Raw genomic sequence first — 12,676 nt, 5'->3', positions numbered from 1 at the left:
GTGAGAAGGGGAGCGGCTGGGGACATGGGAAGGGGGGCGGCTGGAATGGGGGTCTAGGGGCGGGGATCCGCCTCGTCGGACCCGGCACCCAAACCGGGGGCCCGGAGGGTGTCGGCTCGCGCGGCCGTGTCGGGGTCCCACGGAACGGCGAGGGCAGCGAGTTCGGCACCGGTGGCGACGGTGAGGCCGTGCATGCCGTAGAAGATCCGGCCGTCGGCCGGGGCGTGGACGGTGTGCTCGCGGCCGTCGGTCGGGTCGACGATGCGGCCGAGGAGGTCGCCCTCGGCGACTTCGCCGATGACGTCGGCGTCGAAGGAGAATTCCGGGTACCACAGGCCGGTGGCCTCGGCGGTGACGCCGGCGGACCAGACCCACTCGCGGATCGGTGCCGGGGCGGAACCGTCCTGGTCGAGGACGCCCAGATGGCGAAGTGCCTTCAGCAGACCGTCGACACGGCGGAGGGCAGTGGCCTCGTCCCGCTGGCCGAGCTGGCCCACCTCGACGAGGACCGCCGAGATACCCCGGCGGGCGGCGGCCGCGTGGCTGTTGCCGCCCTCGGGCGTCAGCCCAAGGATGACGTCCTCGATGCCGAAGGCGCCTGCCAGTTCGGCCGTCGACTTGTCCAGATCCGGGTCACCGGTGAGGCGGTAGCCGACGAAGTCCCGCAGGACCTGGTCGATGCCGCCGCAGTGCAGGTCGATGTAGACGTCGGCGCCGTCGACCAGGTTCGCGAAGAGCCAGGCGGCCAGGCGCTCGGTGGGGCCGCCGGCCGGGTCGCCGGGGAAGACGCGGTTGAGGTTCACGCCGTCGACCGGGGAGATGTTGAGCCGACCCCGGTACACGGCGGGAGGGTTGGCGACCGGACAGATGATCACCTGTCCGTGCACCTGGGCGGGTTCCAGGACGTCCGCCAGTCGCACGACGGCGTCGATGGGCGGGAACTCGCCGCCGTGCACACCCGCGGTGATGACGACCCGGGGGCCGGGTCGGGTCCCGTTGACGAGGATCAGCGGGATGTCCGCGGTGAGGGTGCCGAGGTCGGCCGGGACGGTGCCGCGGGCCTTGGTGCCCGGCTCGGCGACCACGGTGCCGACGGAGAGCGTGGTGTCGTTCATGGTCATGCCTCCGTACGGCCGACGGTGGAGAGGAAGTCGATGGGCTGCGGCGAGGTGCCGTCCAGCGCGAGGTCGGCGGCGATGTCGCCGAAGGCGGGCGAGAGCTTGAAGCCGTGGCCGGAGAAGCCGGCGAGCAGGATGACGTTCTCGGCGCCGGGCAGCGGGCCGACCAGGGGGCGGCTGCTCTCGGTGTAGCCCTCCATGTAGACGGAGAGGCGCGTCGGGTCCGGGTGCAGGTCGGGCAGGTAACGCCCGATCAGCTCGGAGAAGATCTCCAGCTCATCCGGCCGCACGGTGCGGTCCAGCTGGTTGGGGTCGTCGGCGAGCCGGTGCAGCGCGCGGGACAGTCCGAGCTTGACCGAGATGCCGTCCGGAGAGGGCAGGCCGTAGCAGTGGGTGGGGGCCGTTCGGATGAACGCCGGGCGCTCCTCGCCGAACCAGGCGTCGGGGGCGGTGGGCACGTACCAGGCGCTGACGATTCGGCGGACTTCCACCTCCCACGGCAGGTCGGGCAGCAGGTCGTTGACCCAGGGGCCGGGCGTGACGACGGCGGTGTCGAAGCGCTCGCTGCCGGAGTCGGTGCGGATCTCCACGCCGCCCGCGACGGGGACGATCTCGCGGACCGTGCTGTAGCGGTGGATCACCGCGCCCAGCTGCTCGGCGTGGCGGGCGGCGGTCTGGATCGTCAGCTCCGGGCGGATGAACCCGGCGCGGCGGTCGAGCACGGCCGCGTCGCCGTCCTCGATGCGGTACTGCGGGAACCGCTTGGCGAGCGCCTCGGCGTCCAGCACCTCGTGGTCGAGGTCGTGCTCGGCGATGGACTGGAGGACGGTGGCCATCTGCTGGTGGTCGGTCGGCCCCATGAGCAGGCATCCGGTCAGTCGGCGCAGCTCGCGGCCGGTCTCCAGCTGGAGCTGCTCCCAGAGGGCGTCTGCGTGCTTGAGGAGCGGAACGTACCGGGAGTCCTCGAAGTGCGCGCTGCGGAAGATCCGGGACTCGCCGCCTGCGGCGCTGCGGTCGTGGCCGGGTGCGTAGCGGTCGTAGCCGACGACTTCGGCGCCGCGGGCCGCCAGCCGCCAGGCGGCCTGGCTGCCCATCGTTCCGACGCCGACCACCGCGACGCGCTTCCTGGCAGCTGACACAGGACTTTCCTTTCGTATCGCCGAGGCGCATGCTGAGCCATCGACGTGAGGCTGTTCGATTCGAGATGGTTTGAGCGGGAGCCAGGCCCTCCTTGTGGACCTGCGGCTCGCAACCGCCGCGTCTCGCAGTCCGGCTCACTGCGGGGGGATCCCTCCGAGGGCCGTGCCACTATGTGGAATGCTGTGCTAGAATCTGGCACAGAGAATGACAGTGGCTTCAGAGGGGAGTCAAGAGGGTGTCCGGCAGAAATTTGAAGGATTAACAGGGGGAAACCGGATGGAAATGAAGAGCGTCACCAGGTCGCTGCGGATCCTGGAGGCGGTCGCCCAGCATCAGCCCGTGACCGTAGGGGAGTTGACGAAGCTCTTCGGACTGCCGAAGTCCACCGTGCAGCGCACCCTGGTCACGCTGGCGGAGGCCGGCTGGCTGCGCGCCAACCGCAAGGACACCACCCGCTGGGAGATCGGCGCCCGCGTCCTGGCCGTGCGCCCCGCCGCCCTGCAGGGCTCCAGCCTGTTCGCCGCCGCCCGTGAACCCATGGTTCGCCTTCGGGACGCGGTGAACGAGACCATCCACCTGTCGGTGCCGGATGCCCTGCAAGGCATGGTCGTCGTCGACCGCGTCGACTGCGACCACGCGGTACGCACCTTCCACACGATCGGCGACACCTCACCCCTGCACGCCACCGCCGTCGGACGCGCCATCCTCGCCCACCTTCCGAAGCGGGACGTCGAAGAACTCATCGCGGCAGGGCTGGAGCGGTTCAGCGACACGACCCCCGTCGAGCCCGACGAGTTGCGCGCCGAGCTGGACCGGATCCGCACCGACGGCTACGCGGTCAACCGCAACCAGTACCGGCCGGGCGTCTGCGCCGTCGCCGCCGCCGTGCTCGACGAGGACGGCACCCCGCTGGCCGCCGTGGCCGTCTCCATGCCCGAGGCACGGTACGACCACGAACGTGCACCCAAGTGGGGCAGCATCGTCGCCGACACAGCCGCGGAGATCTCACAGCGCCGCCTGGGCGCCTGAACGGCAGACAACACCCGCAGGCCGTCGGTCGGGGCCGGCTCGCACGCGTCAGCGTGCAAGCCGGCCCTCAGCCTTGTGTCACGGCAGCCACCGCCCTGCGCCCGGCCGGGGGAAGGCTGCACACAGGGCGGCCGCACCACGCGGCACGGCAGGGCCGAATCCAGTAGCATGCCGCATTGTGGAACGCTATGCTAGAATCCGGCACGGGCTCATGACCGTCACTCCGTGCTGGAGTCGAGAAGTGAGGAACCCGGAACCCACGGGTCTGAGGGGGCATCGAATGGAAATGAAGAGCGTCACCAGGTCGCTGCGGGTTCTGGAGGCCGTCGCCCGGCATCAACCCGTGACTGTCGGGGAGTTGACGAGGATTTTCGGGCTGCCGAAGTCCACCGTGCAGCGCACCCTGGTCACCCTCAACGAGGCAGGCTGGCTGCGGGCGAACCGCAAGGACACCACCCGCTGGGAGATCGGCGCCCGCGTCCTGGCCGTACGACCCGCCGCCCTGCAGGGCTCCAGCCTGTTCGCCGCCGCGCGTGAACCCATGATCCGGCTCCGCGACGCGCTGAACGAGACCATCCACCTGTCGGTACCGGACGCCCTGCAAGGCATGGTCGTCGTCGACCGCGTCGACTGCGACCACGCCGTACGCACCTACCACGCCATCGGCGACACCTCACCCCTGCACGCCACCGCCGCCGGGAACGCCGTCCTGGCCCATCTGGGGAAGTCCGAGATAGACGAGGTCACCGCGGGGACGCTGGAGGGTTACGGCGAGGAGACCATCACCGACCCGGGGCAACTGCGCGCGGAACTCTGCCGCGTGAGAGAGCGTGGCTACGCCGTCAACCACAACCAGTACCTGCAGGGTGTCTGCGCCATCGCGGCACCCGTGCTCGACGGTGAGGGCACGCCGCTGGCCGCTGTGGCCGCATCCCTGCCCGACTCCCGCTTCGAGCCCGTCCGGCTGCCCGAGCTGGGTCGGCTGGTCGCCGAGACGGCGGCCGAGATCACCGCCCGGCACCTGGCCTGACGACGGTCCCGACATCACTTCACGATCACGTAGATCTTGCGCACGGTTTCGATGGTCTTCCAGACACCGACGAAGCCCGGCTTCATGACAAAGCTGTCGCCTGCCTTGTAGACCACCGGCTCGCCCCCTTCCGGCGTGAGTTCGACGACGCCGGCAAGGATGTGGCAGAACTCGAAAGTCTCGCCCTTGATCGAGCGTGTCTCGCCGGGCGTCGCTTCCCAGACTCCCGTATGGATCATCTCCCCGCGAGCGACGTCCTGCGGCCAGGTCATGAACGCGGGGTCGCCGGATACCAGACGTTCCGGGAGCGGGCCGGACTTGTGCGGCGCGACGGAGGGATTGGTGTCGATGGTCTTCAGGAACGACATGTTCTTCCTTTCCTGAACTCGAAATTTGGTAGCCGCGGCCCCGGTCGATCCATGGGCCTGGGCAGGAGAGGCTGCTGAGGTCGCTGGTTGCCGAAGCTGTCGCTGAGAGGTCACGGGCCCTCCCCCGTGCCCGGCGGCGTGGAAACCGGGCACGGGTGAGGCCCGTCACGGTGCGTGCTGCGGCGCGGTCAGGGCATGACCGCCGTCAGCTCACGGGCACCGCGAGGTACTGGTACTCCAGGAACTCGTCGATCCCCACCCGGCCGCCCTCACGGCCCAGCCCCGACTGCTTGACGCCGCCGAAGGGTGCGGCGGGGTTGGACACGAGACCCGTGTTCAGGCCAACCATGCCCACCTCCAGCCGTTCGCTCACCCGCAGGGCACGGTCGAGGCCCTCGGTGAAGACATAGCCGACCAGGCCCCAGGGGGTGTCGTTGGCACGGCGGATCACCTCGTCCTCGTCGTCGAAGGTGAGGATCGCGGCGACCGGGCCGAATATCTCCGTGTCCATCAGGCGGCTGCCGGGATCGACGTCGGCCAGCACGGTCGGCGGGTAGAAGCTGCCGGGGCCTTCGGGTGTACGGCCTCCGACGAGCACCTGCGCCCCGCGCTCCACCGCGTCGGCGACCAGCTCCTCCACCTTGGCGCGCCCCCTCCTGTCGATCAGCGGGCCGACGTCGACCCCGTCCCGGGTGCCCGGACCGACGACCAGTGCACCCATCCGCTCGGCCAGCCGCCGCCCGAACTCCTCCGCCACCGAGCGGTGCACGAAGAAGCGATTGGCGGCCGTGCACGCCTCGCCCATGTTGCGCATCTTGGCGACCATCGCCCCGTTCACCGCCTTGTCCAGGTCGGCGTCCTCGAAGACGACGAACGGCGCGTTCCCGCCCAGCTCCATCGACGTTCGTACGACCGCCTCCGCGCTCTGGGCGAGCAGCAGCTGCCCGACGGCCGTGGAGCCGGTGAAGGAGAGCTTGCGAATCCGCCCGCCGCGCAGGAGCGGTTCGCACACCTCCCCCGCACGGGAGGTGGTGACGACGTTCAGCACGCCGTCCGGCAGCCCGGCCTCCTTGAGGATCGCGGCGAGAGCAAGGCTGGACAGAGGGGTCTGCGGGGCGGGCTTGAGCACCATCGTGCAGCCGGCCGCGACCGCCGGGCCAATCTTGCGGGTGCCCATGGCCAGCGGGAAGTTCCACGGGGTGATCAGCAGACAGGGGCCGACCGGGCGCCGGGACAGCAGCATGCGGTTGCGGCCGTCCGGCAAGGTGGCGAGGCCGCCGTCGATACGGACGGCCTCCTCGGAGAACCAGCGGAAGAACTCGGCCGCGTACGCCACCTCTCCCCTGGCCTCGGCGAGCGGCTTGCCCATCTCGGACGTCATCAGGTGGGCGAGCTCGTCGGTGCGCTCGATGATGATCTCGTAGGCGCGGCGCAGGATCTCGCTGCGCACCCGGGGCGCCGTACGGGCCCACTCCTCCTGCGCCTGCACGGCCGCATCCTCGGCGAGCTTCGCGTCCTTGGGACCGGCGTCGGCGACGTGGCAGAGGATCTCGCCGGTGGCGGGGTCGTCGACGGGCATGGTGGCGCCGTCCGCGGCGTCCACCCAGGCACCGCCGATGAACAACTGCGTGGGTGTGTCGGTCATGAGTTCTCTCCTGGTTGTCCGGGTCGGTCGGCGGCGGGGTCGAGCAGTTCCGCGAGGTGCAGGGCGCGGATGCCCCGGTCCCCGGCGAGGTGGTCGATCTGGGTGGCGCAGCTGAAGCCGTCGGCCACGACGACGGCCGGTGTCCGCGGGTCGATGTCGTCGAGGCGTGGCTTAAGGGCGAAGTCGGCGACGGCCATCGAGGTGTCGTAGTGCTGCACCTCGAAGCCGAAGTTCCCGGCGAGTCCGCAGCAGCCCTCGGCCTCGTCGACCTTCCGTACGCCGAGGCGGCCGAGCAGGTCGCGGGGGTGGCAGCCCTTGAAGGTGGCGTACTCGTGGCAGTGGGTCTGCAGCACAACCTGGTCCGGCAGCTCCGGCGGGGTCCAGTCCGGCGCGGCCAGGTCGGTCAGGGCACCGGTGAGGGTGTGGACGCGGGCCGCGACGCGACGAGCAGCGGGGGTGCCGAGGAGTTCGGGCACGTCACGCTTGAGGGCGGCGGCGCAGCTGGGTTCGGCCACGATGATGGGCCGGTCGTCGCCGTTGTCCAGGTGGGCGACCGTACGGGCCATGATGCGGCGGGCGGTGGACAGCTGCCCGGTGCTGACCCAGGTCAGGCCGCAGCACAGGCCGTCCTCCGCCGTGCAGGGGATGCCGGCGTCGGCGAGCACGCGGCTCGCGGCGCCCGCCACCTCGGGGCGGAAGGCGCGGGTGAAGCTGTCCACGAACAGCAGTGCCTTCGCCGGTTCGCCGGTCCTCGCCGGGCGCAGGGCCCGGCGCAGCGCGCGCCGGGAGGCGAAGGCGGGGATCCGGCGCTTCGTGGTCACGCCGCCGAGCCGGGCGAGCAGCTTGCCGACCGGTCCGCGCAGCAGCGCGTTGATCGGGCGGGCGGCGAATCCGGCGAGGGCCGAGGTCAGCGGCAGCCAGCCCAGCGAGTAGTGGGAGCGGGGCCGGATCCTGCCCTTGTAGTGCTGGTGCAGGAACTCCGCCTTGTACGTGGCCATGTCGACGCCGACCGGACAGTCGCTGGAGCAGGCCTTGCAGGAAAGGCACAGGTCGAGGGCGTCACGCACCTCCGTGGAGCGCCAGCCGTCCTGGACGGTTCCGCCCCGCACCATCTCCTGGAGCAGACGGGCCCGGCCTCGGGTCGAGTCGTTCTCCTCCCCCGTGGCCCGGTAGCTGGGACACATCACGCCGCCGGCGTCGCTGCGGCAGCGGCCGACACCGACGCAGCGGCGTACCGCTCCCGCGAAGCCGTCCTCGTCGTGGGGAAAGGTGAACGTCGAGTCCACCAGCGGGAGTTCACGGAGGGCGAGGTCGGCGTCGAGCGGCGCCGGGTCGACGATCACGCCCGGGTTGAGCAGCCCCTCGGGGTCGAAGATCTCCTTGAAGGCGGCGAACGCCCGGATCAGCCGGTGGCTGTACATGACCTCCAGCAGTTCGCCGCGCGCTCGCCCGTCGCCGTGCTCGCCCGACAGGCTTCCGCCGTGCTCGACGACCAGGGCGGCGGCCTCCGTCAGGAACCGGCGGGTGGCGGCCCGCCCGGTGTCCGTGGCGAGGTCGAAGTCGATGCGCACGTGGACGCAGCCCGCGCCGAAGTGGCCGTACAGCACGCCGGTCAGGCCGTGCGCGGCCAGCAGCTTGCGGAAGTCGCGCAGGTAGGCGGCCAGGTCCTCGGGCGCGACGGCCGCGTCCTCCCAGCCGGGCCAGGACTCCGAGCCGTCGACGAGCCGGGCGGCGAGCCCTGCCCCGTCCTCGCGGACCCGCCACAGCGAGCGCCGTTCGGCCGGGCTGCTGACGACCCGCCCGCCGGTCATCCGGCCCTGTGCCCTGAGCACGTCCAGCAGTTCGGCGGCGCGGGCGTCGACGGCCGCCTGGCCGTCGCCGTCGAGCTCGACGTACAGCCAGGCACGCCCCTCGGGGAGGCCGGTGACGGAGTCCGGACCGCGCCGGGCGCGCATGGTGGCGACGATCGCCTCGTCCATGCCCTCCACGGCGGTGGGGTTCCATCGCAGGATCTCGGGGACGTCCTCGGCGGCGTCGACGACGTCGTCGTACCCGAGGGTGAGCAGGGCGGAAGCCTGTGCGGCCGCCACCAGGCGGACCGTCGCTGCGGTGACGACCGCACAGGAGCCCTCGGTGCCCACCAGCGCGCGGGCCATGTCGAAGCCGTGCTCGGGCAGCAGGTGGTGGAGCTGGTAGCCGGAGACCTGGCGCGGTACCCGGCCCAGCTCGGTACGGATCGACGCCAGGTTGCCGTCGATCAGGCGGCGCACGTCCGCTTCCAGACCGGCGATCCGCTGGACGGCATCCGTGTCGTCCGGGTCGGCGGCCCGCAGTCCGGTGCGGTCGGCGACGGCCCGCACGCCGTCGGCCGTCACGATCTCCAGGGCTTCGATGTGCCCGCTGGTGCGCCCGTGCCGCACCGACCGGTTGCCGCACGCGTCGTTGCCGATCATGCCGCCGAGCGTGCAGCGGCTGTGCGAGGACGGGTCGGGGCCGAAGGTCAGCCCGTGCAGGGCCGCCGCGGACCGCAGCGAGTCCAGGATCACGCCAGCCTCGACGCGCGCGGTACGGGCCACCGGATCGATGCCCAGGATCCGGTTCAGGTACCGGGAGAAGTCCAGCACGACGCCGGGCCCGACGGCGTTGCCCGCCATGCTGGTGCCGCCGCCGCGTGCGGTGACCGGGATGCCGGTCTCGCGGCAGGCCCGCAGCACCGCGACGACGTCGTCGGCGCTGCGGGGAAAGACCACGGCCCGCGGCGGGACCCGGTAGTTGGAGGCGTCGTAGGCGTAGAGACCGGTGGAGCCGGGGCCGGTCTCCACCCGCAGGCCGGGAGCGGTCTCGGCGAGCCGCGCGACCAGCGGCTCCAGGGCCGTGGTGGTGTCCGTCATCGCCGTGCCGCACCCGATGTGCCGACCTCGACCGCGGTCGCCCACGCCTGCAGTCCCTCGTCCACCGCCGTCTCGTCGATGACGAGCGCCGGGATCATGCGGACGACCTGGTTCCAGGCGCCGCACAGCAGCAGGAGCAGGCCCTCGTCGACGGAGGCGCGCTGGACGCGAGCGGCGGTCTCGGGGTCGGGGCCGCCGTCCTCGGTGACGAACTCGGTGGCCAGCATCAGCCCGAGGCCACGCACGTCGCCGATGCCCGGCGTCCGGTCGGCGACCGCCTCCAGGCCCTGGCGCAGCCGCTTGCCCATCGCCTCGGCGTTCTCGACCAGCTTCTCGTCGCGTACGACGTCGAGAGTGGCGCAGGCCGCGGCGCAGGCGACGGCGTTGGCGCCGTACGTACCGCCCTGCGAGCCGGGCCACGCCTTGGCCATCAGCTCCTCGGAGGCGGCGATGCCGGACAGCGGGAACCCGCTGGCCAGACCCTTGGCGGTGACGAGGATGTCGGGCGTGACGCCGAAGTGGTCGTGACCCCAGAAGCGGCCGGTGCGGCCGACGCCCGTCTGCACCTCGTCGAGGATCAGCAGGAAGCCGTGCCGGTCCGCCCGCTCCCGCAGCCCTTCCATGAACGCGCGGTTGGCGGGCACGTACCCGCCCTCGCCGAGGACGGGCTCGACGATGATCGCGGCCGTGTCGGCGGGCGACGAGATCGTCTGGAGCGTGTAGTCCAGCTCCTTCAGGGCGAAGCGGGTCGCGGTCTCCTCGTCCCAGCCGTAGCGGTAGGCCGACGGGAAGGGGGTGACGACGACACCGCTCATCAGCGGCGAGAAGCCGGAGCGGAAGCGGGTGCCGGAAGTCGTCATGGAGGCGGCGGCGACCGTACGGCCGTGGAAGCCGCCGTGGCAGACGATGACGTTGGGCCGGCCGGTGGCCTGGCGGGCCAGCCGCAGCGCGGCCTCCACCGCCTCGCTGCCCGAGTTGGTGAAGAACAGGCTGTCCAGGCCGGCCGGCAGCACCTCGCCGAGCTTGTCGACGAGGCGGCGCAGCGGCTGGTGCATGACCGTCGTGTACTGACCGTGGATCAGCGAGCCCACCTGCTCCTGCGCCGCCGCCACGACCTTGGGATGACAGTGGCCGGTGCTGGTGACGCCGATGCCGGCGGTGAAGTCGAGGTAGCGGCGGCCGTCCTGGTCGTAGAGGTGGACGCCCTCGCCCCGGGCCGCCACCACGGGCGTGGCCTGGCGAAGGTGCGGCGACAGTGCGGTCATGTTCGTCTCCCGGCCTCGGTGTTCGGTCTGCGGTCTGCGGTCTGCGGTCTGCGGTCTGCGGTCTCCCGAGCATCTCCGCGGGCGGAGGGTGCGCCAACGCGCGATCTGTCCGGCCGGGACGCGATATCCGGACGTTGTGTCAGCCTCATCGGGGGCATGCCGGGTGCCGATCCCTCACGAACCGCTCTTGCGCAGGTCAGAGACGCTTGTCACAGTGGCCGGGCACTCCCCGAGCTCCGGGCCGAGTTCGGGCAGGGACCCGTGGAGAGAACGTGAACGACCATCACCCGGCCGGCCAGGGGCCCACCCGTGCGCTCACCGTGGCCGATGTCCTCGCACTTCCCGTCCTGGCCGCCGGACGGCCCCAGGTCGTCACCGGCGTGCCGCACCTGGACCGACCGGTCCGGTGGGTCCACATCACCGAGCTGACCGACCCCGCGTCGTTCCTCAAGGGCGGCGAACTCGTCCTGACCACCGGAATGCCCCTGCCGCAGGACGCGGTCGGCGTGCGCCGGTATGTCGACGAACTCGCCGATATCGGGGCCGCGGCCCTGGTCATCGAACTCGTACGCCGCTACCACCGAGCGCCGGACACGCTCGTCGACGCCTGCCGCCGCCGCGGCTTGCCCCTCGTCACCCTGGCCAAGGACGTCAACTTCCTGGAGGTCACGCAGGTCGTCCACGCGCTCCTGCTCGGCAACCAGGCGGAGGCGATGCGCCGCACGCAGCGCATCCATGAGGCGTTCACCACCCTGACCTTGCGCGGTGCCGGGCCGGAGGACGTGGTGCGAGCGGCGGCGGAGATGAGCGGCCGCACGGTCGTCCTGGAGAACCTGGTGCACCAGGCCCTGATCTGCGAACCGTCCGGACTCACCGTCGAGGAGGCACTCGCCGACTGGGAACAGCGCTCCAGGGCGACCGGGCCCGGCGACAACACAGCGATACGCGGCCCGGAGGGCTGGCTCACCGCCCCCGTCGAGTACCAGGGCGAGCGCTGGGGTCGTGTGGCCGTGCTCCCGGCGCGCACCGACGGACCGGCGTTCGGGCCGGAGGACGTCACCCTGTTGGAGAGGGCCGCGATGGCACTGACCGTCGCGCGCCTCATCCACCCCACCCCGTGGGAACGCACCGCACACCGGAACGCCCTGCTCGACCTCGTGGAACAGCGCCACCGCTCCGCGGAGGACGCCCGCGCCCGCTGCTCCGCCCTGGGCCTGCCGACCGATCGAAGCCACTTCGTCGCCGCCCTGGTGGACCTGCGCGCAGGGAAGGGAGGAACCGAGGCCGAGTCCCGTCTGTCGGAAGAGCTGAGAACGGCAGGCGTGCCGGCCCTCGTCGGCGAACTGACCCCCGACCGCCTCGGGATCCTGCTGGCTCTGCGCACCTCCCAGCCCTGGCGTCCCGTCGTCGAGCGCCTGTCCGGCACGGTACTGGCCCTGGCCCCGGGAGCAGTCGTGAGTGTCGGCTCCGAGGTCACGGACCTCACCGACACCGCCCGCTCCTTCCGCGAGGCGGCCCGCGTCGCCGAGGCCACCCCGCCCGGCCAGCCCCTCCCCCAGGACCGCTCCTTCCACGAGCTGTCCGACGTCGGTCTGCGCCGCCTGCTGTACGCCCTCCGTGAGGACGCCCGGATCCAGGAGTACACCGAACGGCAGCTCCGGCGTCTCATCGACCACGACACCCAGCACGGCACCGACCTGCTGACGACCCTGCGCCACTACCTGGACGCGGCCGGCAACAAGACCACCGCCGCACGCCGGGGCGGCCTCTCCCGCGAAACCATGTACCAACGCCTGCGCACCATCGAGCGTCTCCTCGGCCGTGACCTCGAATCGGGTGACCAGCGCACCGAGCTCCACGTGGCTCTCACGGCACTCGATGTGTTGCGAGCCGACTGACGCCCGATCCCGGTGCAGCTGTGGGAATGCGCTCACCGAAGGCGGTGTGAGCCGTTCCAGCAGGTCTTCGACGCGCTTGATTGTCGAAGCGCATCGACGTGGTCATTTCCGCTAACAAACTGTCAATGGACCAGGAGGGAGGAGCTTTCCTCGTCCTCTGCCTCTTGTTTCCCACGAAAGGTGACCGATAACTTCCCCTCGAAGTGAAGCGCTTCGACACTCCGCGGGAAGGGCGACCACGATGACACACGGGTTGAACCGCCAGAGCCTCGGAGGCGCAGCAGCGCAGAAG

Annotated in this window: 9 protein-coding genes; 3 read left to right on the top strand and 6 right to left on the bottom strand. The window is 71.4% G+C overall.

The genetic code is table 11. The features are described 5' to 3' along the window. Positions 1-53 precede the first annotated feature (53 nt). A complete protein-coding gene (locus tag IF78_RS0106890) occupies positions 54-1,115 on the bottom strand; it encodes a succinylglutamate desuccinylase/aspartoacylase family protein (RefSeq protein ID WP_234439866.1) in 1,062 nt (353 codons plus the stop codon). Positions 1,116-1,117: 2 nt separating this feature from the next. Continuing rightward, entirely contained in the window at positions 1,118-2,257 is a 1,140-nt protein-coding gene (gene solA, locus IF78_RS0106885) for an N-methyl-L-tryptophan oxidase (protein WP_031484164.1), read from the bottom strand. A 283-nt stretch (positions 2,258-2,540) separates the two neighbouring features. On the opposite strand from solA, the gene IF78_RS0106880 reads away from it, so the two are divergent. Beyond that, positions 2,541-3,287 carry an IclR family transcriptional regulator gene (locus IF78_RS0106880; protein WP_031484162.1) on the top strand — a complete coding sequence of 249 codons (747 nt, stop codon included), beginning with the start codon at positions 2,541-2,543 and terminating at the stop codon, positions 3,285-3,287. Between the two features lie 286 nt (positions 3,288-3,573). Further along, positions 3,574-4,317: an IclR family transcriptional regulator gene (locus IF78_RS0106875; protein WP_031484160.1), complete on the top strand. Its 744-nt coding sequence runs from the start codon at positions 3,574-3,576 to the stop codon at positions 4,315-4,317. Between the two features lie 14 nt (positions 4,318-4,331). Here IF78_RS0106875 and IF78_RS0106870 read toward each other — a convergent pair whose 3' ends face one another. The 4 genes from IF78_RS0106870 to IF78_RS0106855 all read right to left on the bottom strand — a co-directional run bounded on the left by IF78_RS0106870 (position 4,332) and on the right by IF78_RS0106855 (position 10,486). After that, on the bottom strand, positions 4,332-4,685 hold the full coding sequence (locus IF78_RS0106870) for a cupin domain-containing protein (RefSeq protein WP_031484158.1): 354 nt from the start codon (positions 4,683-4,685) through the stop codon (positions 4,332-4,334). Positions 4,686-4,890: 205 nt separating this feature from the next. Then, the gene (locus IF78_RS0106865) at positions 4,891-6,330 is read right to left on the bottom strand and encodes an NAD-dependent succinate-semialdehyde dehydrogenase (RefSeq protein WP_031484156.1); all 1,440 of its coding nucleotides are present in this window, start codon (positions 6,328-6,330) and stop codon (positions 4,891-4,893) included. Further along, entirely contained in the window at positions 6,327-9,221 is a 2,895-nt protein-coding gene (locus tag IF78_RS0106860; protein WP_031484154.1) for an FAD-binding and (Fe-S)-binding domain-containing protein, read from the bottom strand. The genes IF78_RS0106865 and IF78_RS0106860 overlap by 4 nt, the downstream gene beginning before the upstream one ends. Beyond that, the gene (locus IF78_RS0106855) at positions 9,218-10,486 is read right to left on the bottom strand and encodes an aspartate aminotransferase family protein (protein WP_031484152.1); all 1,269 of its coding nucleotides are present in this window, start codon (positions 10,484-10,486) and stop codon (positions 9,218-9,220) included. The genes IF78_RS0106860 and IF78_RS0106855 overlap by 4 nt, the downstream gene beginning before the upstream one ends. A gap of 272 nt (positions 10,487-10,758) precedes the next feature. Between IF78_RS0106855 and IF78_RS0106850 the strand changes: the two genes are divergently transcribed. After that, a complete protein-coding gene (locus IF78_RS0106850; protein ID WP_031484149.1) occupies positions 10,759-12,384 on the top strand; it encodes a PucR family transcriptional regulator in 1,626 nt (541 codons plus the stop codon). The last annotated feature ends 292 nt before the right edge of the window (positions 12,385-12,676 follow it).

This window comes from Streptomyces bicolor (assembly GCF_000719285.1).
Taxonomy (GTDB): Bacteria; Actinomycetota; Actinomycetes; order Streptomycetales; family Streptomycetaceae; genus Streptomyces; species Streptomyces bicolor.
Note: the sequence above shows the minus strand (reverse complement) of the source record. Positions and strands in the feature narration are given on the sequence as shown.